This window comes from Robertmurraya sp. DFI.2.37, assembly GCF_029211245.1.
Classification (GTDB): Bacteria; Bacillota; Bacilli; order Bacillales; family Cytobacillaceae; genus Robertmurraya; species Robertmurraya methanolica_A.
Map to the genome: position 1 here is coordinate 93140 of NZ_JARGEJ010000009.1, position 21479 is coordinate 114618.

At 37.4% G+C, this 21479-nt stretch carries 20 protein-coding genes; 5 read left to right on the forward strand and 15 right to left on the reverse strand.

The features are described from left to right. Positions 1–43: 43 nt before the first annotated feature. The 12 genes from PZE06_RS07340 to PZE06_RS07395 all read right to left on the reverse strand — a co-directional run bounded on the left by PZE06_RS07340 (position 44) and on the right by PZE06_RS07395 (position 12917). Complete coding sequence (locus PZE06_RS07340) at positions 44–1036, reverse strand: ABC transporter ATP-binding protein (RefSeq protein ID WP_150914994.1); 993 nt, start codon at positions 1034–1036, stop codon at positions 44–46. Next, positions 1008–2024, reverse strand: a complete 1017-nt coding sequence (locus tag PZE06_RS07345) for an ABC transporter ATP-binding protein (RefSeq protein ID WP_150915016.1) — start codon at positions 2022–2024, stop codon at positions 1008–1010. The genes PZE06_RS07340 and PZE06_RS07345 overlap by 29 nt, the downstream gene beginning before the upstream one ends. A 30-nt stretch (positions 2025–2054) precedes the next feature. Then, the gene (locus tag PZE06_RS07350) at positions 2055–2951 is read right to left on the reverse strand and encodes an ABC transporter permease (protein ID WP_225310632.1); all 897 of its coding nucleotides are present in this window, start codon (positions 2949–2951) and stop codon (positions 2055–2057) included. An 18-nt stretch (positions 2952–2969) separates the two neighbouring features. Continuing rightward, complete coding sequence (locus tag PZE06_RS07355) at positions 2970–3923, reverse strand: ABC transporter permease (protein ID WP_150914996.1); 954 nt, start codon at positions 3921–3923, stop codon at positions 2970–2972. Between the two features lie 89 nt (positions 3924–4012). Then, a complete protein-coding gene (locus PZE06_RS07360) occupies positions 4013–5587 on the reverse strand; it encodes an ABC transporter substrate-binding protein (RefSeq protein WP_150914997.1) in 1575 nt (524 codons plus the stop codon). 48 nt (positions 5588–5635) lie between these two features. Next, the gene (locus PZE06_RS07365) at positions 5636–6019 is read right to left on the reverse strand and encodes a Rid family detoxifying hydrolase (protein ID WP_150914998.1); all 384 of its coding nucleotides are present in this window, start codon (positions 6017–6019) and stop codon (positions 5636–5638) included. Positions 6020–6122: 103 nt separating this feature from the next. Beyond that, complete coding sequence (locus tag PZE06_RS07370) at positions 6123–6968, reverse strand: MurR/RpiR family transcriptional regulator (protein WP_150914999.1); 846 nt, start codon at positions 6966–6968, stop codon at positions 6123–6125. Positions 6969–7616: 648 nt separating this feature from the next. After that, positions 7617–8264: an SDR family oxidoreductase gene (locus PZE06_RS07375; RefSeq protein ID WP_150915000.1), complete on the reverse strand. Its 648-nt coding sequence runs from the start codon at positions 8262–8264 to the stop codon at positions 7617–7619. 333 nt (positions 8265–8597) lie between these two features. Next, complete coding sequence (locus tag PZE06_RS07380; RefSeq protein ID WP_150915001.1) at positions 8598–9443, reverse strand: metal ABC transporter permease; 846 nt, start codon at positions 9441–9443, stop codon at positions 8598–8600. Beyond that, positions 9389–10096: a metal ABC transporter ATP-binding protein gene (locus PZE06_RS07385; RefSeq protein ID WP_150915002.1), complete on the reverse strand. Its 708-nt coding sequence runs from the start codon at positions 10094–10096 to the stop codon at positions 9389–9391. The genes PZE06_RS07380 and PZE06_RS07385 overlap by 55 nt, the downstream gene beginning before the upstream one ends. A gap of 88 nt (positions 10097–10184) precedes the next feature. Beyond that, a complete protein-coding gene (locus PZE06_RS07390; RefSeq protein WP_095309319.1) occupies positions 10185–11843 on the reverse strand; it encodes a metal ABC transporter solute-binding protein, Zn/Mn family in 1659 nt (552 codons plus the stop codon). A gap of 84 nt (positions 11844–11927) precedes the next feature. After that, positions 11928–12917: a metal-binding protein ZinT gene (locus PZE06_RS07395; RefSeq protein ID WP_137744133.1), complete on the reverse strand. Its 990-nt coding sequence runs from the start codon at positions 12915–12917 to the stop codon at positions 11928–11930. Positions 12918–13260: 343 nt separating this feature from the next. On the opposite strand from PZE06_RS07395, the gene vanR reads away from it, so the two are divergent. From vanR to vanT, 5 genes are all read left to right on the forward strand, one after another. Next, a complete protein-coding gene (gene vanR / locus PZE06_RS07400) occupies positions 13261–13965 on the forward strand; it encodes a VanR-ABDEGLN family response regulator transcription factor (protein ID WP_095309315.1) in 705 nt (234 codons plus the stop codon). Next, entirely contained in the window at positions 13958–15049 is a 1092-nt protein-coding gene (gene vanS, locus PZE06_RS07405) for a vancomycin resistance histidine kinase VanS (protein ID WP_408014803.1), read from the forward strand. Before vanR ends, vanS begins: the two co-directional genes overlap by 8 nt. Before the next feature lie 133 nt (positions 15050–15182). Further along, complete coding sequence (gene vanG, locus PZE06_RS07410; RefSeq protein WP_150915003.1) at positions 15183–16235, forward strand: D-alanine--D-serine ligase VanG; 1053 nt, start codon at positions 15183–15185, stop codon at positions 16233–16235. Continuing rightward, positions 16232–16999, forward strand: a complete 768-nt coding sequence (locus PZE06_RS07415; protein ID WP_150915004.1) for a D-alanyl-D-alanine carboxypeptidase family protein — start codon at positions 16232–16234, stop codon at positions 16997–16999. Before vanG ends, PZE06_RS07415 begins: the two co-directional genes overlap by 4 nt. Continuing rightward, positions 16996–19128: a serine racemase VanT catalytic subunit gene (vanT, locus tag PZE06_RS07420; protein ID WP_150915005.1), complete on the forward strand. Its 2133-nt coding sequence runs from the start codon at positions 16996–16998 to the stop codon at positions 19126–19128. The genes PZE06_RS07415 and vanT overlap by 4 nt, the downstream gene beginning before the upstream one ends. 331 nt (positions 19129–19459) lie before the next feature. Here the strand turns inward: vanT and PZE06_RS07425 are convergent, their stop codons facing one another. The 3 genes from PZE06_RS07425 to PZE06_RS07435 are packed head-to-tail and all read right to left on the reverse strand — an operon-like array spanning position 19460 to position 21334. Continuing rightward, the gene (locus tag PZE06_RS07425; RefSeq protein WP_150915006.1) at positions 19460–20104 is read right to left on the reverse strand and encodes an ABC-2 transporter permease; all 645 of its coding nucleotides are present in this window, start codon (positions 20102–20104) and stop codon (positions 19460–19462) included. A 5-nt stretch (positions 20105–20109) separates the two neighbouring features. Further along, positions 20110–20961 carry an ABC transporter ATP-binding protein gene (locus tag PZE06_RS07430; RefSeq protein WP_095309307.1) on the reverse strand — a complete coding sequence of 284 codons (852 nt, stop codon included), beginning with the start codon at positions 20959–20961 and terminating at the stop codon, positions 20110–20112. Next, on the reverse strand, positions 20954–21334 hold the full coding sequence (locus PZE06_RS07435) for a GntR family transcriptional regulator (protein ID WP_095309306.1): 381 nt from the start codon (positions 21332–21334) through the stop codon (positions 20954–20956). Before PZE06_RS07435 ends, PZE06_RS07430 begins: the two co-directional genes overlap by 8 nt. Between the last annotated feature and the right edge of the window lie 145 nt (positions 21335–21479).

Consider the following 21479-nt stretch of genomic DNA (forward strand, 5'->3'; position numbering starts at 1 on the left):
TGAATGAACACTCCTATTTTTGAAATAACTGCTAAAAAACAGTTTAATCGATTAAATGACATGCAACTGAATGGTTCTTTGCTACCTCTTTAAATACTGGTTCTTCATTTTTGCAGCGCTTAATTGCATATGGACAGCGAGTATGGAATTTACACCCTGCAGGAGGATTGAGAGGTGATGGAATATCTCCCTTCAAGACAATTTTTTCCCGTTTAAATTCAGGATTTGCAACGGGAATGGATGATAAAAGCGCTTTTGTGTAAGGATGAAGAGGATGAGAAAACAGTTCATCCGTTGGCGCTTTTTCAACCAATTCACCGAGATACATGACTCCAATCTGATCAGAAATATGTCTAACTACACTTAAATCGTGGGCAATAAAAATATAGGAAAGATTGAATTGTTCCTGTAGTTCTTCCATTAAATTAATAACTTGTGATTGAATCGAAACATCTAATGCGGAGACAGGCTCATCACATATTAAAATTTCAGGATTTAAGGCCAATGCTCTTGCAATTCCAATTCTCTGTCTCTGTCCTCCCGAAAATTCATGAGGATATCGATAATACTGATCTCCTCTAAGCCCGACCTTATTTAATAACTCCATCGCACGTTCTGAACGTTCTTTTGAATCGTATAATTTATGAATTTTCATCGGTTCCTCAATAGCACGTCCAATCCTTTGCTTCGGATTGATTGAACTATGAGGATCTTGAAAAACCATTTGCAACTTGCTGCGCATTTTCTGAAAGTCTTTTTGCTTTAACTGAAAAAGATCTTTTCCTTTATACAAGGCCTGACCTGATGTCGGTTCAATCAATCTTAGAATGGTACGTCCAGTAGTACTTTTCCCGCATCCAGACTCACCTACTAAACCTAAAGTTTCCCTCTTATTTAGTGTGAATTCTACATTGTTGACAGCTTGAACATATCCTTGAACCTTTCCTAAAGCAGAGGTAATCGGGAAATGCTTTTTAAGACCTTTTACTTCTAAAAGAGGACGTTCGTCATTTGTTTTCTGAAGTAGTGACTGCATGATCTTTTGCCTCCCTCAAAATATGTTCATAATTCCAACATCTAACCTTTTGTCCATTCACTAACTCCAATAGTTCTGGAGGATTCTCACGGCACTGTTCAGTAGCAAAATCGCATCTTGGCGCAAATCGACATCCGCTCGGTACGTCCTGTAAAGAAGGAACAACCCCCTTTATAACATTTAGCTTCTGTGTACGGTCGCCATCCAAATGTGGAATAGATTTTAGCAGACCTTTTGTATATGGATGAAGAGGGCTCTTAAATAATGTCTTTACATCAGCTTCCTCTATAATTTGACCCAGGTACATAACGATAACGCGTGTACATACTTCTGCTACAACACCTAAATCATGAGTAATTAAAATCACTCCCATATCAAGTTCTTCTCTCAATTCCTGTATTAGTTCCAATATTTGTGATTGGATAGTCACATCGAGTGCCGTTGTCGGTTCATCAGCAATTAAAAGCTGTGGTTTACAAGACAGAGCAAGTGCAATCATAACTCTCTGTCTCATCCCACCTGAAAGTTCATGTGGATATTCATGAACCCTTTTCTCCGGAGACGGGATACCTGTTAAACGAAGCATTTCAATTGCTCTCAAGTTTGCCTCTTTTTTTCCCACCTTTTGATGAATCATGATTGCCTCTGCAATCTGATTTCCTATCGTATAAACAGGATTGAGTGAGCTCATCGGATCCTGAAATATCATTGAGATCTCATTGCCACGTATTTCTCTCATTTGTTCTTCAGAAAGCGATAATAAATTCATCCCTTTATATAAGATTTCGCCTTCATAATTTGTTGTCTTTTCATTTAACAATTGCAGAATTGATTCAGATGTAACACTTTTTCCACAACCTGACTCACCGACAAGTCCCACCATTTCTCCAGCATAGACTTCAAAGGATACATCATCAACTGCCGTAACCATTCCTTTTTCAGTAGAAAAGATTGTTTTTAATTGATTTAGCTTTAAAAGAGGCTCCATATCTACCACTCTCCCCCTCTCCTATTTACATCATTTTTTGCTATGAGGATCTAACAGATCTCTTAGTCCATCACCGAATAAGTTCAATGCTAAAACAGCTAAAATAATAAACATTCCTGGGAAAACGGTCATCCACCATGCGTTATATATAACAGCTTTTCCCTCATAGATAATGTTCCCCCAGCTAGGATCTGGAGCAGGGATACCAACACCTAAAAAGCTGAGACTTGCCTCGATAATAATAGATATCGCGAATACATAAGTAAGCTGGATGATTAATTGAGATATTGTATTTGGTGCAATATGCACCCAAATAATCCTTATTCCACTAGCACCTTGAGATTTCAGTGCTTCAATATAGGTTTGTTCTTTCACCACTAACGCTGCTGATCGAATCACTCTAGCAACCGTTGGAATCATAACAAAACTTAATGCTGCAATAACATTAACCGTTTTTGGCCCAAGTGCCGCCATAATGGCAATAGCTAAAAGAATTGCTGGAAAGGCCATTAATCCATCGCATATTCTCATTAACATATGATCCAAGTAACGATTATAGGCAGAGTACAGACCGATCACCATTCCAAAAAAACCTGATATTAGAGCAACCGAAATTCCAACAACCATTGAGGCCTGTGTTCCATAAATCACTCTGCTAAACAAGTCTCTACCAAGATTATCCGTACCGAAATAATGTTCAGATGAAGGAGCCTGCAGTCTGGCGGTAGCATTAATAGCTAGCGGATCTTGAGTTGCGATAATAGGTGCAAGAAACGCAACCATCGTTAACAAAATTAAGATGATACTTCCAAACATCATTAATCTATTTGATAGAATTCTCTTAAAAAGTAGAAAACGCTGCTCTTTATTATATTGATGTTGATTCAATACTATCTTTTCACTACTATAAATCGGTTTAGCATCCATCTTCATCCCCCCTTGAAATCAATTCTTCGCGCTAAGTCGTACTCGTGGATCAAAAAATCCATACAATAAATCGACAATTAAATTTATTATTACGTAGGAAAATGCTATAAGTAGAATGGTTCCTTGAATTACTTCAAAGTCTCTTCTCATAATGGCATTTATAATTAGCTGCCCGATCCCGGGAATGTTGAACACGGTCTCAATAACAACAGCACCAGCAATCAATTGGCCAAAGGTTTGGCCTATTACGGTGAGAATAGGGATGAAAGCATTTTTTAGAGCGTGTTTAAAAATAACAACTTTCTTTTTTACTCCTTTTGAACGAGCTGTTTTAATGTAATTAGCATGTAAGACATCCAACATAGAAGAGCGTGTAACCCTAGCTATTAATGCAGCTTGAATTGCTCCAAGTGCAAATGCGGGTAAAATTAAATATTGTAGATGCGGTAAAATTCCGTTACTTAACGGCTGAAAGCCTGCTACGGGAAGCAAGGCAAAGTTTATCGCAAATACTAACACGAGCAAAAGTGCCAAAAGAAAATTTGGAACGGAAATTCCTAGCAACGATACAATCATAAAAGTCTGATCCGTAAGCGTTCCTCTCTTCGTTGCGGCGATAATGCCTGCCGGAATGGAAATTAAAATAGCAATAATCTGCGCCATAAGGGCTAATGAGAGCGTAGGAGCTAAATTTTCCAAGAACGCTTGTAATACCGGCTTGTCCATATAAATGGACCAACCTAAATCACCTTGTACCACTTTTGTAATCCAATTCCAAAATTGCTCATGAATAGGTAGATTCAAGCCCATTTCTTCTCTTAAATGATTGACTTCCTCGACAGATGCATCCGGCCCAAGTATAACGGCAGCGGGATCTCCAGGAGTCAAATGAATGATAAAAAAAACAACGACTGCTACTACAAACATAACCGGAATCAGGGATAAAAGCCTTTGGATGATATACGCCTTCAAAGGAACTCCTCCTTCAAAATCTAAATTCAGTACCCCTCTTCATCTATAAAAGAGGAGTACTAATTTTACAAAAATTTCGATTTTTTTCATCATTCTATACTTGTGTTCCAAAAGATCGGACCCATAAATTCAGAATATCCCTTCACTTTATTCGAAAAGCTTGAAATAAAATTTGTCATGCCAATATTAATAACCGGTAGTTCAGTCCAAATAGTCGCTTGCAATTGTTCAAATTTTGCAGTGGCTTCTTCTTGAGATGATGCATTTCTAATCTCACCGATTAAGCGATCAATTTCTGGGCTGTTCGTCCAACCAGGATATTCAACTTTAGATTCTAAAAATGGATATGCAAGCGGCGTCGCAACTGTCGTAAACTGAGTGAAAAAGATGTCCCAACTTTCTGGCTCTTGCCTACGCTCTAGTAATGTTGCCCAATCCGTTACATCAAGTTTTACCTTCATCCCAATTGCTTCGAGCGATTGTTGTGCAATAACAGCAGCATCATAATGATACTTATAATCACTGCTTGTTAAAATAGTCACTTCTTCACCTTTATATTCTGCCTCTTCTAATAATTGTTTCGCCTTATCAATATCATGTACGTTATAATTTTCTTCCCCAGCCTTTGTGTACCAATTCTTTTGTTCAGGACGCATATAAGCTGGTTCAAGCCCATAAAATTCCTTATCAGTAAATGCCAATGATAATAATTCTTCATTATTTATCGCGTGATTAACCGCCTGTCTCAGTTTTATATCTTGAAATATTCCCTTTTTATTAAAAACTAATGTTTCAAAACCATATGGCCAAACATCTATCACTACATTTGGTGAGTTTTTCAGTTGTTCATAGCTATCAAAAGGTAATTCGAAGGCGTAGTCATACTCACCACTTATCACTCCGTTTACTCGAGTAGAAATATCTGGCACAAAATTGATCACAATTTCATCTACTAATGCTTCTTTTTTTCCTCCCAGTCCACTTGTTGGAGCTTCTACTGGTTTATAATCGTCAAATTTGGTCAATTTAATATATGAATCATGCTTCCATTCTTCTAATTTAAAAGGGCCAGTTCCGATAAATTCTTTAACACCAGTTGCATCCGCCGCATCTATGACCTCTTTTGGCATGATAGAAGCGGTTTGCGTGACATCAGCAAGTCTGTACAGCACGGATAGAGAAGGATTCTCTACATGTAGCACAACTGTATATTCGTCTACTGCTTCCCATTTTGAATTCCCCAACTCTGCCTTCGCAGTACCATTTTGTTGCCATTTTGTCATAGATGCAACAACATCTTCCGCTTTCATTTCTTTCCCATTATGAAATAAAACGCCTTGTCTTAATTTAAAAGTGATTGTTTTTCTATCTTCACTTTCTTCAAATGATTCAGCCAGCATCGGAATGATTTCATAGTTTTCATCAAATGTCAGTAAGTTTTCATATATTTGTCTGGCAATATCACGTACTACGTTTGTGTTCGTTGTGTGCGTATCAAGGGTTGGCGGCTGTGAATTCCATGCTAATTTTAGCGTTCCACCGTGTGTACCCTTATCACCAGCGCCTTGTCCAGATTGTGTTTCTGTACTTGAACTACAACCAATTAATAAAATTATGGAAATTAACAGGATGAAGCCTAACTTAATAGAAAATTTTCCCTTCATTTTTACGCCCCCTATTAATAAATATTCTTTATTTAGCAAATTAACAAACTAGCGAACAGCATAAGTTGCGATTGCTTCAATTTCAATTAATACATCCTTTGGCAGTCTGCTAACTTCAATAGTAGACCTCGCAGGCCGATGTGACCCAAGGATTGCACCGTATTCCTCATTAACAATTGAAAATTGTTCCATATTGATTATAAAAATAGTCGTTTTCACAATATTCTCCAATCCCAATCCTTCACTTTCTAGAAGTGAACGAATATTATCCATTACTTGTCTAGTTTGCTCTTTTATACCAACTGCTTCCACTTTATTACTTTCAGGATTAATTGGTATTTGCCCAGATAGGAATAAATATTCCCCAACCTTGATTGCTTGAGAATAAGGCCCCAGTGCTTCTGGTGCTTTATTTGTTGTAATCGCTTCCATTTAATTTCTCCACCCTTTTTCTGTTTTAATCGCTATGAATCTTGAAATTGCTGTACACACAAAGTTATTTGTACTAACTCATATGCCTTTTTTAATACATGTGCTACTCAAGAAAATAGTCCTTTTCTTGGTAGATGTTTTGTATTCTCTCAACCCTTTGCATCACTTCCCTTTCATACTTTTTTTCAATTCCAGTTGTAATAATATTTAACAAACTCAATACAGAGCTGATCGGGATAAAGTTCTCTGAGTTGGCATGTATTTGAGTTATGAAGCTTATGTTGGAAATACGAGATATAGGAGAGAGTGGATGATCCGTAATCGTGATAAGCTTTGCCCCTTGTTCCTTCACCGTCTCCGCAATTTCTAAACTTTGTGCCACATATCTTGGAAACGAGATAAAAATAAAAACAATTTTTTTATTTTGTTCAATTAATAAATCTTCAGGGTAACTATTTTTCGAAGAGATCATATAAACATTTTTTCTTAACATATTCAATTTTAAATACAACCAATAGGCTGCAGGATATGATGCTCTATATCCAACGACATGAACTTCATCAGCTGTCATGATTTCATCAATTGCTTGCCAGTATTGATTTATATCCAATTTACTTCTTAATGTTGTAAGAATTTCAATTTCTTGTTCTATCAAAGTATCGATAAAATCCAGATGATCTTTCGGTTCTTCTCCTATGGAATTCCCATGCTGTTCAATCCGTAGCAAATATTCTTTTTGAATTTGTTTTTGCATTTGGGAAAAGCTCTCAAAATCCAATGCATAAGATAATCGAATAACAGTTGTTTCACTGACTTCAGCCTGTTTTGCGATTTGTGAAGCTGTTGACATACTGAAACCAACAACATCTCTTAATAACAAGTCAGCTACTTTTTTTTGCCCCTTTGATAAATTTTGATAATTTTCTCTAAGTAAATCCTCTATCCTCATGCATATTCCCCCTTTAAAAGTAGGATATAATCATTCATTTTAATAATAAAAGAGAATTAAATCATTCTTTTTATAGAATAATCAATATTTTAAAAATTGTAAATATATTTGTTAAATTTTCTTACAGCCTTTTTACAGACCCTTTCCGTTGTTAGAGGAGCAATAAAAAGTCTTTTTCTTTGATTTAGGAAAAATATAGACACTACTCCTCGAACTTACTCATCATTGGTTGTAAAAGTTGAAGGACTGGTTCTTACTGTGACTCTTGCGCTATTATTCTATAACCTCTGCGTAGCTATGAATACCCAAGATCAAAATAACTGTAGACAAACTTTGATTTCATCAAGAGTTTGCCTACAGTTTAAAACAGACTTAGGAGCTCCTCTAATGCAATGAAGAGAAGGTATTTTTACTCCGTTTTAGTCTGAAGAATTGAAGCCTAAAAATAAAATAAGATTTGTTTAAATTGATGGGAATTTATGAAAATTCACTGCAAACGATTGAGGATTGAGCAGAATGAACAAAAACAATAGAGCAAGGTGAATTTTAAGGATACTCAAATTCACCTTGCTCACGATTTGAAACATATAAAATTCCTGCATCATCAACTAAAAAACAGATTTTAAATGCCAGTGGAAGCATATATAGTTAAAGGTTCTTTAAAGCCTCATGAACATCCATATCTCCAGATAAAAGATCAAATGAGCGGCGATATGTGTTCTCCTCATTTAATGTAGCCACTACAGTCTTTGCGACATCCTCTCGTGGAATAGCACCACCAGATAAAGTCTCACCAGCTTGCACCTTCCCATTACCAGGATCGTTCGTTAGAAGGCCAGGCTTCACAATTGTGTAATTCAGAACGCTCGCTAGTAACATGCGATCAGCATAATGCTTCGCCACCATATAAGGCTTAATCGGACTATTTTTCCAGCTTTCCCTATTCTGCGCTTGAAGGGCGCTGACCATAATGTAACGATTCGCTCCTACTTTGTCAGCAGCTTCCATTGATTTCACAGCCCCATCTAAATCAACAAGCAGTGTTTTATCAAACCCTGTTTTGCCGCCAGACCCCGCTGTAAAGATGACTGCATCTGAACCATTCATCGCAGCTGCAAGCTCAGCAACACTTCCTTCCAAACTTGCCACAACCGCATCAACACCTGATTGCTTAAGGTGGATCGCCTGTTCCTCATTTCGAACCATTGCTCTAACATTATGCTCACTGCTCTCTGATAACAACTGAACAATATGTCTGCCAACTTGACCATTCGCTCCAATTAAAAAAACATTCATAAACCTTCACTCCTTCGAATCATCTTAGTGATATTGTGTCAAAGAAGAGTGGTTAAATTCAAGCTATCTGCAATTCCTCAAAGAAAATCTAGTTCTCGAAAGATTTATTTTTTAACAATTGTTATTCTTTACAATGTCCTTGCTTTGTCCCATTTCTTAGAAAATGTGTGACGAAATAGTTATTTTACACTTCTTCTTGAGAAAACAAATCCCCTCCATTTACAGTTAAACGACTGAATGAAAGGGATTGTTTTATAATAAAATTTAAATAGTTTAATCAAACAACTCTATGTTTTTATCCACAGGATGATTCGTAGGCTAGCATCTATGCGATCATGATGCATCACTTTTCTTATATAACCGCTCTAATTGAATATGCCGCAAGCTGTACTTTATAAGGGAAATGGCAGCAAAAATGATCATTAAAATTAATGTGATCGTTGCTCCCGGAGGAGTCCCTATTTCATAGGAAATGGCTAAACCACTCAACATCCCAAGTAATGCAATCACAATACCAATCAAAATGACCCCATTAAAGCTCTTGCTTAATCGCAGGGAGATGGCAGCAGGCAAAATGATAATCGCCGAGACAAGCAAAGCGCCAACTATAGGCATAATTACTGCAATCGTTACCCCTGTTAAAATATTAAATAATATCGACATCATTTTAATCGGTAAGCCTGCCGTAAAAGCTGTTTCTTCATCAAACGTAAGCACATACATCGGTTTTCGAAAAACTAAATAGAGTAAACCGATAATAGCGGTCAATACGAACAACAGCCAAACCTGTTGCTCATTAATGGTTACAATAGAGCCAAATAAAAACTGCGTCATGCTCAACGTTGCTCCACCATCATTTATTCCCATTAATACAAGTGCTAATGACATTCCAGCAGACATTAAAATTGCAATTGAAATCTCTGAATACGTACGATATATTTGCCGTAAATATTCAAGCAATGTCGCAATCACGATTACTACTAAAAGATTGGTCCATGTCGGATTAACACCAATCAGTAAACCTAGTGCTACACCCGCTAAGGAAATATGGGACAATGTATCAGCCATCAAAGATTGTCTGCGCAAAATCAGAAACAAGCCTAGTATTGGTGCTATTAAAGAAATCAGGAATGAGGCTTGGAAAGCTCTTTGCATGAATCCATAGAAAAACATCTCCAAGGGGAATCCTCCTTCCGCACCAGTTCAATATGTTTACTAGCGTAATGGCGTATCTCTTCATGATCATGTGTAACCATTAAAATTCCCTTGCCATGCTCCATACTATTGTGCCTTAATAATTTATAAAATTCCTCTCGAGATTGCACATCCATGCCTGTTGTAGGTTCATCGAGAATGAATAAATCAGGATCTGCTGCACATACACGGGCAATCGCAATGCGTTGCTTTTGTCCACCTGACAATTCCCCGATCTTTTTATTACGCATCTCCCACATTCCCACTGATTCTAGCGAACGACGTACATGCTCTTTATCATCTTTATCTAATCTTTTAAACCATTTGCCTCTTTGATAACGACCAGATTGCACCAGTTCTAGAACAGTACTCGGAAAACCGGTATTAAAAGAAGCAATTTGCTGTGAAACATAGCCAACGACTAGTTTTTCACCAAGACGATTTTTCGGTGAAAGTCGTACACTTCCCTTCGATGGTTTCAGTAGTCCCAAAATATTTCGCAACAACGTCGTCTTCGCTGCACCATTTTCTCCTGTCAGCATGACAAAATCCTCCGGGTCAACTTCAAACGAAATATTCTCTAATACTGGTTCGTCTTGATAATGAAAGGCAAGTTTCTCTACTTCAATATAATGCACAATTATGCGACCTTTCTTCTATTATTAATCAATCCTTACTTTCTAATTAAGTAAATATTGCTTATTTTATTCTTTCAAAGCAACCCTATTATTGAACACTTAACTGTAAAGACTTCAAATTTTCTCGCATGGCTTCCACGTATCCTAAATCTTTTTCTTGCAACTCTTTCGACAACACCTCTAAATCATAGAGAATCGCTGTTTTTGTACCTGTTTCGTTCGCGACAGTTTTCGCAATTGCTGAATTAGCTCCTTGTTGATAATAGATGACTGGTACACCATACTCTTCTACCAACTCTCCAATTTCTGCAATTCTGGATGGACTTGGCTCCACTTCTGTAGATAAGCCGCCAACAGCAATCTGCTCTAAATCATATCGTTTAGCTAGGTAACCAAATGCTTGATGTTGTACGACAAAGACACGCTCTTTAGCATCTTTAAGTGCAGCCTCATATTCTTCATGTAATGCTTGCAGTTCATTAATAAATGCTTCTGCATTTTTTTGATAAACTTCTTTTCCGTCAGGATCAGCTTCAATGAAGGCATCACGAATCACTTTAACTTGCTCTTGTGCCAATACTGGGTCCAACCAAATATGTGGATCGTGATTTTCATGATCATCAATGACAATCGCAATCGGTTCTGATTCAACAAATGTTTGATGATCATCATCAAAAAGAACCGCCTTTACTTCGAAGCTCTCTCCTGTCGTTTTATATTCAAAATGATCGCTTCCCTGACCAGAGACTACTTCCCATTCTTCATCTTCACTTGTACGTGTATACCAATGCCAATGTTCATAGTCTACTTCTTCCTTAAGCTCAGCAACAAGTGTAACAACGTCTCCTGTATGGTAGTGATCAGCGCGACCTACAATTTCGATCGAGCCAGCTTCAGCACCATTGCCATGCTCATGATCTTCTTCCTCAGCACCATGCCCATGATTATGGCTCTGTTCTTCGCCATGTTCGTGGTCATGACTATCGTCGTTTTTGGCTTCATGACCATGTTCGTGATCATCAGCCTCATCGTCATGATCATGACCATGATCATTGATGACAATTTCTACTGGCGCTGACTTTGCATATTCATTGTGGGCATCATCAAATAAAACCGCTTGAACCTCGAAACTTTCACCTGTTGCTTCATATTCAAACTGAGGTCCTCCCTGATTCGGTACCGTTACCCATTCCTCATCAGCGTTAGCGCGTGTATACCAATGCCAATGCTCGTAATCAACATTTCCCTCTAATTCCGCTGTTAATTTAACGATATCACCAGTATGATAATGGTCAGCTACACCATGAATCTCCACATTTTCTCCGCCTTCTAATTGGGCATCATGTTCATGATCGCCATGATCGTGTTCATGCTCTCCATGATCATGACCGGAATCTACTCCGTCTGCTGTACGAGCAACTACAAGTTTATCATTCTCAGTCGTTTTTAATAAACTGTCTACCCAATGCTCCATTTCTTCACTGCTATAAACAAATACATCTGCTTCATTAACACGCGCCACATCTTTAGCACTTGGTTCATAATGATGGGCATCTTCTCCAGCAGAGACCATTAACGTTACGTCCGCCCGCTCTCCTCCTACTTGCTGTGCAAATTCATACATTGGGTAAAACGATGTTACCACGGAAATCTTTTTATCTGAAGAGTTCTCTTCCTTTTGGCAACCAAAAAGAAAAGTACTCACTATTAAAATTAAGGAAATGGCTAGTAACCTATTTTTTTTCATTTCTAGTCCCCTCTTTATCAACACCACTTAAAGCGTAATGTTTACGATTTAACTCACATAATGCACTTATCAAAATATCAGATATTAATGGGCTAACATATCGCGCACAAGACCTTCTGCATCTAAATTGGAAGGGTAATAGGTTGGCCAATTGGTTACTTCCTCTAGCAATCTTTCACGGTCATCGCCCCAATATAAGTGAAAATGATGCGATTTAACTGGGAAAATATTGTGATCACTAAACTGAATATATTGTGGCATTTTCTCAGATCCATCTACTAATTTAAAAATAAAGCGTACTCCTCTGTTTCCTTTTTCATACGTAAGAATTTCATAGCCGTCTTCTGCGTACTCTCCTGAATATTCCTGATTATTTTGGAAAAAGGTTACCATATTATCCTCAATTGTGATCCGATCAACATCTGTTTCATATCCAACTGTATAATATTCCTTATATTCTTCTGCTGTCATATCACCATGTTCTGCTTTATGTTCAAATACTTCATCTAAATCCCCTGATAATAGATATGGGTAAACGGACTGCCAATCACCCTCCCAATCAGACAATTCACGATCTTTTACTTGACTGTCTTCAAAATAGCCTTGATATATTTTTTTACTTTCTTCATCATGTCCATGGTGATCATCAATAACGATTTTAATAGGTGCAGATTGAACAATAGGCTTGTGATCGTCGTCGAATAAAACAACTTTTATTTCTAATCCATCTATCGTTGCTTCACCTGTAAATGTTTCTGTTTCCTGTCCTGAAACAGCTTCCCATTGAGCATCAGCACTTTCTCTACTATACCAATGCCAATGATCAGAATCAGATTCTTCATCTAAAACGGCCGTTAATTCAATCTTATCGCCAGTATGATAGTGATCCGCAACACCTTCAATTTTTATCCCCTCTGGAGCATCATGATCATTCGAATGTTCATCATGATCATGTTCCTCCTCAACATGGTCCTCCGATTCTTTCTCCACTTTTTCCGTTTCTGTCCCTTGACAAGCGGTAAGAAGGAAGCTAAATAGCAACAAAGCAAATAAGCTAAAAAGTAGTTTTTTCATTTTTTTCCCCTTTCTCAACATTTATGTAAATCGTAATTATTACGTTTTATACCGTAGCACTTATTTCTCCCCCCTGTCAAGATTTTTTTATTCCTTGCCAACTCTTAAACTATATTCAAAGGAATTCAACTTTTGACCATCCCCCATTTTAACATTTGTTAAATCAAACGATTCTGCTTCATTTCGTATGAATACAAGGTTTCTCACGAAATGAAGCTATGCTGAATCCAAGGAAAAAAATGAGCCAAAAATCTTATTTAAAATGAGCTCTTCTCATTCAACTAAAGATGATTTAATCTATAATCATAATAAGTAGTATGTTGTAATCATATGAGGTGACAAAATGAACCCTATTTTAGTAGTAGATGACGAAAAAGAGATTGCCGATTTAGTTCAGTTTTATTTAACAAATGAAGGATACGATGTTCAAGTTTTTTATGAGGGCAAGTCTGCTTTAGAATTTATTCAAAAGAATGAATTAGAACTTGCAATATTAGATGTGATGCTGCCAGGAGTAGATGGGTTTTCACTTTGCCAAAAAATCCGCGAAACCTATCATTATCCAGTAATCATGTTAACTGCAAAAATTGAAGATATTGATAAAATTACCGGCCTTACCCTTGGGGCTGATGATTATATTACAAAACCGTTTAATCCGCTAGAAATGGTTGCTAGAGTAAAGGCACAACTGCGCCGTTACACACGCTATAACCCGAGCAACGCTGCAACGAGCCAGCCTAGTGAAAGTACAAATGAATTCGATTTCTCAGGATTAATTATCAATCAAGATACTCATAAATGCACCCTCTATGGAGAATCGCTGTCATTGACTCCTCTTGAATTCTCTATTCTTTGGTATTTATGTGCAAACAGAGGGAAGGTCGTATCCTCTGAAGAACTATTCGAAGCCGTTTGGGGTGAAAAATACATTGATAATAATAATACCGTGATGGCCCATATCGCTCGGCTGAGAGAGAAAATGAAAGAACCATCAAGAAAGCCGAAGTTTATTAAAACTGTTTGGGGGGTTGGCTATACCATTGAATAATCAAGAGGTAAGCACAGGATTAACAGGAAAAATGTTTTTGCGTTTTTTCATTGCGATTACCGTTTTTACAGTAGGATTGATCTCACTCTTTATTGGATCAGCTTATGTATTAAGCTTCTTTACTTGGTATCAAGACGACTTTTTATATCGTATTCTTAACCTTATTAATCAGAACCGAATTGCATTCATCTTAACCGTTTGGGTGATTGGTTTTCTGTTCATTTTCCTTTATTATTGGAGAAAGACATTAGCCTATATCGATACCGTTGTCAACGCGAGCAATATGCTCGTTTCTAATAATGATGAATACATCTATCTTCCTGCTGAGTTAAGACAAGTTGAAGAACGAATGAATTCGATTAAACAGGAGTCTATTCGCAATGCCAGATTGGCGAAAGAAGCAGAACAGCGCAAAAATGATTTACTTGTATACTTAGCACATGATCTAAAGACTCCGTTGACCTCTGTTATTGGCTATATCACATTGCTGAGGGATGAGCAGCAAATCTCTCCAGAGCTTCGAGAAAAATATTTAGCCATTTCTTTAAACAAAGCTGAGCGACTGGAAGATTTAATTAATGAGTTTTTTGAAATTACAAGGTTCAATTTAACTGAGCTTAGCCCAGAAATGAGTCAAGTTAATTTAACAAGAATGCTTGAACAAATAACGTATGAATTTAATCCACTTTTTGCTGAGAAGAACTTAACTTATCAATTAGAAATTGAGGCAAATCTTGAAATTGCATGTGATATCGACAAAATGGAGCGGGTCTTCGATAATTTAATCCGTAATGCGATTAACTACAGCTATGAGCATAGCACTATCTTGATCCGCTCAACGAAGGATGAGAAGTTCGTCCAGCTCCATTTTATCAATCATGGGCGAACAATTCCTCAAGATAAGCTCGCTCGCATCTTCGAACAATTTTATCGCCTCGATACTTCCCGCGCCACAAAAACGGGAGGAGCGGGGCTTGGTCTTGCAATCGCTAAAGAAATTGTTGAATTACACGGAGGCACTATCCTGGCCAACAGTGAAGATGAAAAAGTCGAATTTATGGTAAAACTGCCTATCGAATCGTAAGAAATTCGTAAGATTTTTTTCAGAAAAACGTATTAATTCCTTGATAATAAACGAAAAAATAACACTTTATGTTTTAGTACGATAAATGTGCGAAACATAAAGTGTTTTTATTTTATTAGGAGGAATGAATTCAATGGAAAAAATAAGTGTAGCAGTTATTTTTGGCGGCTGTTCAAATGAATACGAAGTATCCCTTCAATCTGCCTATTCGGTCCTGTCCCATATGGATCTTGATAAGTACGAACTGACTTTAATCGGTATTACGAAAGCTGGAGCTTGGTACAAATATAACGGCAGCTTAGATAATATTCAGCAAGATACATGGTGGAGCGATAAAGATAATTGTATATCCGTTACCTTCTCACCAAACAGATATGACAATAAATTAATCGAATATAAGCAAGGGCAATTGATAGAAACAACGATCGATATCGTTTTTCCAGTTCTGCATGGTAAAAATGGCGAAGATGGTACACTACAAGGATATTTAGAATTAATTGGAATTCCGTTCGTTGGTTGTGATACCTTCTCGTCTGCATTATGTATGGACAAGGATAGCGCTCATAAATTAGTGGAACATGAAGGAATTCGCACACCAGCCTCCATCGTTTTTACAAAAAGGCAAATAAAAGAGCAAATCGCCACAGCAACTAAGAAGCTTCATTATCCACTTTTTGTTAAACCAGTAAAATCTGGTTCCTCCATCGGGATCACCCTTGTGAAGGAAGAGAAAGAATTACCTAAAGCGATCGCGGCCGCATTTTGTCATGATGAACGTGTTATTGTTGAAGAATTGATTGAAGGGTTTGAGGTTGGGTGTGCGATCCTAGGAAATGATGAACTGCTTATTGGTGAAGTCGATGAAATCGAATTAGAAAAAGGCTATTTTGATTTCAATGAAAAATACTCGCTTGCAACTTCCCGTATTCACATGCCCGCCCGCATTGACGCTGATACTGCATTAAAAGTTAAAAGAACAGCGAAAAAAATCTATCGCACTCTTGGATGTAGAGGATTAGCGCGGGTAGATATGTTTATTACAAAAAATCAAGATATTGTCTTTAACGAGGTCAATACATTTCCTGGCTTCACAGACCATAGCCGCTATCCAAATATGATGAAAGGAATTGGATTAACGTTTTCAGCCATCATTGATAAAGTGATCCAATTAGGGTTAGAGCGATGAGAACATTAACATTGCATAAAGCTGATGTCTTCAACGGATATTTAGTGTTAGTCAATCGCGCTCACCCCATTAAACCTTCACGACTAAAAAGCGCAAACACTCTCGCACCTTGTCTCGCAATGAACGATGAGGTTTTGCTTGAAAGAAGAGCCGCCGCCTCCCTCAACCAATTAATCGATGAGGTAGGCTGTCGAAAACAAATCGTTTCCGTCAGCGGATTCAGAAGCAAAGAAGAACAGGAAGCACTATTCTCCAATTCTCTCAGACAAAATGGCAGGACATTTACTGAACAATATGTTGCTTATCCGAATTGCAGTGAACACCAAACAGGGCTTGCGATTGATTTAGGAGAAAATCAAGATGTCATTGATTTTATACGCCCTTCTTTCCCTTATACTGGAGTTTTTGCGCAATTTCGAACACTTGCTGCAGATTACGGATTTATAGAAAGGTATGGACAAGGAAAAGAAGCAATAACAGGAATATCTCACGAACCGTGGCATTTTCGCTATGTCGGCTATCCACACGCAAAAATTATCAAGCAACATGATTTTTGCCTTGAAGAATATATTCAGTTTCTTTATGATTATCCATTCAGCGGGCAGCCTTATACATTTTCAGAAAGAGAAACACAATTTGATATTTCTTATATTAGGGCAATTGAACCATTTACAACCATAGAGATACCGGAACGCAGCTTATACCAACTCTCTGGCAATAATGTTGATGGCTTTATATTAACAACTTGGAGTGCACCGCAATGAGATTGAAAAATGACACAGGTGCATTGGATCCATTCAGATTAATCGCTGCTTTCCTAGTGATCGCAAACCATACCTCCCCCCTTCTTTCATTTGGGGAGAATGCTGATTTTATTTTAACGCGAATCATCGCTAGAACAGCCGTTCCATTTTTCCTTATGGTGAGCGGATATTTTCTCTATAAATATATTAAAAATGGAGACAACTCGTATATTCTTGCCTTTTGTAAAAAAATTGCCCTGTTATATGCTTTCTCCATTATATTATTTTTACCGCTTAATCTATATGCTGGGCATTACAAAGGAGAGAATTGGTGGATCACCTTCATAAAAGATCTTTTCATTGACGGCACTTTCTATCATTTGTGGTATTTCCCAGGCTTGATCCTCGGAATATTGATCGTTCAATTATGTGTAAGGAAGCTTGGGCTCCACTTAACTTTACTCATTTCGATTTTTCTATATCTGTTCGGATTGTTTGGAGATAGTTACTACGGCATAGCAACACAAATCACGTTCATTGACACGTTTTATGATGGCATTTTTTCTATCACAGATTATACAAGAAACGGTTTATTTATGGTACCTATCTTTCTAACAATGGGAATGCTGATCTATCAAGGGCGCAAATCTTCATCATTTAAAAATAATTTATTATGGTTCATTGTATCTTTTGTCCTGTTAGTAGTTGAAGGGCTTTGGCTTCATGCCCATTCCTGGCAACGTCATGATAGTATGTATATCATGTTAGTTCCAACCATGTACTATCTATTTCTCATTCTCCTGCAATTAAATGGAAAAAGCAGTAAACAATTGCGAAACATTGCAACTATCATGTATATTATTCATCCTTGGATGATTGTCGTCGTACGATTCACTGCTGATCTTTTTAAATTAGAGCATTTATTTATTGAAAATAGTTTCGTGCATTATGCGACGGTTAGTGTACTTTCTTTTCTTATGGCTGCCTTTTTAAGTTGGGGCATTAAGTGGAGAAAACAAACCCCATCCCCAACCGGTAGGGCTTGGATTGAAATTGATTTACAGGCATTGCGAGAAAATATTGAGAGTTTGAGAAAGCTCCTGCCGGGAACTACAAAATTGATGGCAGTAGTAAAAGCGAATGCCTATGGTCATGGCGCAGTTAAAGTAGCAAAAGAATTAAACGAGAACGGAATTAACTCATTTGCAGTCGCTACTTTGGCTGAAGGTATTCAGTTAAGAAAAAATAGAGTCAAAGGGGAAATCCTCGTTCTCGGTTATACCAATCCAGAGGATATCCATTTTCTTAAAAGGTACCGATTAACGCAGACAATCATCGGACTTTCTTACGCTAGAGAATTAAACAAATATGGAATCGGGCTAGATGTTCAGGTGAAACTGGACACGGGCATGCATCGACTGGGTGTTGATGCCTCACAGCTTACCGAACTAAAAAGAATTTATCGCTGTCAGCATTTAAAAATTAGAGGGATTTATTCGCATCTATCTGTATCCGATAGCTTAGAACCGGAAGATATTAGCTCAACTAACGAACAAATTGCTAAATATAATCAGACGATTGAATGGCTGCAATCCCAACAGCTGCGCATCGGCAGACGACATATACAGGCAAGCTATGGATTATTGAATTATCCTGATTTGCAGTATGATTATGTTCGTGCCGGCATCGCGCTTTATGGTATCCTAAGCAATAACGATGAGGTCGTTTCCAAAGTGGAACTGAAGCCCGTTTTAGCTATCAAAGCAAGAGTTGCGATGGTAAAGCATGTCCCACCTGGCGAGTTTGTCAGTTATGGCAAAGCATATGCAGCTAAAGAAATGATGATAACAGCAGTCGTCACGATTGGTTATGCAGATGGACTGCCGAGAAACTTAAATCATGGACATGTTCTCATTCACGGTCAAAAGGCGCCTATTATCGGAAGAATCTGTATGGATCAGCTCATCGTCGACGTATCCGATTTAGCTAATGTCCAAACCAATGACGTCGTTACCATTATTGGAAAAGACGGATCAGAACGGATTACTTCCGAAGAGGTTGCTGAAAAAAGTGGTACCATTACGAATGAGCTCTTGAGCAGACTCGGTTCTAGACTGAATTATATATACAAGAATCCCTTCTTCCAATAAATTGCTTTATTTGTCGGGGTACTGAATTCGTCTGCTATTTATATTATGATTCAAAATATAACTTAAATTCTCAATTGCTTGGAAAGATCAGTTAGAAAGAATACTTTAGTACCTCAACTTTAATTGTTTCTTGTCTGCAAGCTCCTAAGAAATATAGTTGTTCTGCTATTTTCAAGCTCATTTTAACTCTGATTTGATGAAATGATAGGAGAAGGCTCGCTTTCTCTTTCATTTCATCTTAGACAAAGCCATCAGCATAGCTGAAAGGAGTGAGAAGCCATGTTTATTTTTTGAGAAATGAGCCAAAAGAAGAGATGACTCCAATTAACAATCACTCTCGTCTTCTATATGCGAAAAGGGAAAATCGATATGATAAAAACAGGATTGCACAACTTATAAAAAAACCACCAATAACAAGAAAAACTTGATGTGACAGTATAGTTTCAACAACCCCTGATAATACAGACGTAAAAGATGGGATAATCAGTAAAGCCAATATTCCTACAAATGGAATCATTGTCCATATTTTCGCTTTTGTATAGCCCATCTTGAAAAACATAGGAACCTGTATTCCTATAATAAGGGAATAGACCAATAATGACATGCTGAATCCCAATAGAATGTCAAGCAATTCCAAAGCTTTGTTTTCTAGTAGTATCATAAAGACATATATAATCGAAATAATCATGAAAGAGATGGCAAAACTAAAAATATAAAAAATATACCTCCCCATGATAATATTGCTCAAACTGATAGACACTGATCCATATAAACGATGAAGTCCATTCTTTTCCTGTATAGCGAATATATTAGACGATAGCAGAGCTGTGAACCAAGAACCGGTAATGCACATAATCATAAAGGACGAACCCATAAATCCAAATATCATGACAATCGCTGCTAATGTCAAATAGATAATTACTTGAGACTTCATCGTATAATAATCAAGTCTTACCATTTTTAGATACCCTGCCATGTATGTCACTTCCTTTTGCCAATGTGTATCATAATATCGTCAATCGATGCTGCATCAAGGACCAAATGTTTATATTTAGTAGCTTCCTTAATATCAATAAGTCCTTCGAAACCCATATTCGTAATACGTAAACCGATAATCCTTTCCTGTAGAGCCGATGTCAACTCTTTATGCCTGCCTTTGATAAGTCGAAATCTTCCTAGAAAATCATCCATTTTCCCGGAGTATACGTTCTGCCCTTGATGAATAAAAGTAATATAATCGGCGATTCTTTCTAAATCTGACGTGATATGTGTAGAAAACAATACACTTCTCTCACCATCCTGGATGTATTCTTGCAGCATTTCCAAAAGTTCATCCCGAGAAACGGGGTCTAGCCCACTAGTCGGCTCATCAAGTATGAGCAGTTTTGGATCATGTGACATCGCGCAAGCAAGCATTAATTTCATCTGCATACCACGTGATAATTCGCCCACTTTTTTTTCTAAAGGCAGATCGAACCGTCTTAACATTTCATTAAAAACATCATGTCTCCAATTATGATAAAAGGAAGAAATAGCTCTTTCCGTATCCTTAACCGTCCAACTATCCACATAGAAAACATGATCAAATACAACGCCAATATGTTGTTTGGCAACATTTTCATATTTCACGTGGTCATGACCAAATATCTGTATTTGTCCACAATCCATTTTAAGCATATTAAGGATAAGCTGTATTGTAGTTGTCTTACCAGCTCCATTAGTTCCAACGAGCCCCATAATATAGCCTTTAGGTAAGGAAAAACTAATGTTGTCCAACTTGAAACCAGAAAAAGTCTTACTCACACCATTTAACTCCAAATAATGATTAGTCATTTTCAACCTCCAGCAAAAGCTGTAATAATTCGTGCATTTCTTCATTCGTCATTGATGCTCGTTGCGCTGCTTGAATAGCATGGTTCAGATTAAGCTCCACTTCCTTAATAAGTTGTTCACGAATCAATTCAGAGCCGCTCGACATTACAAAGAAGCCCTTGCCGTGCTGGCTTGTGATATATCCCTCCTGTTCAAGTTCATTATATGCTCTCGTAGTTGTTAACACGCTTATTTTCAAATCCCGGGCCAAGTTACGAAGGGAAGGAAGCTTTTCATTTTCCTCTAATTCCCCTGATAAGATCTGATCTTTAATTTGATCTTTAATCTGTTCATAAATCGGCAAACCAGAACTGTTAGAAATAACAATATTCAACCTATCACCTCAAACTGTATTTCTATCGACATATACAGAATATACAGTTTGAGGTGTAATTGTCAATAAGTAATCATCCTAGTTTCATGATTTCAAAAAAATCGATCTCCGTTTATTTTTATCTTAGTTTAAATGGAGTCATCAG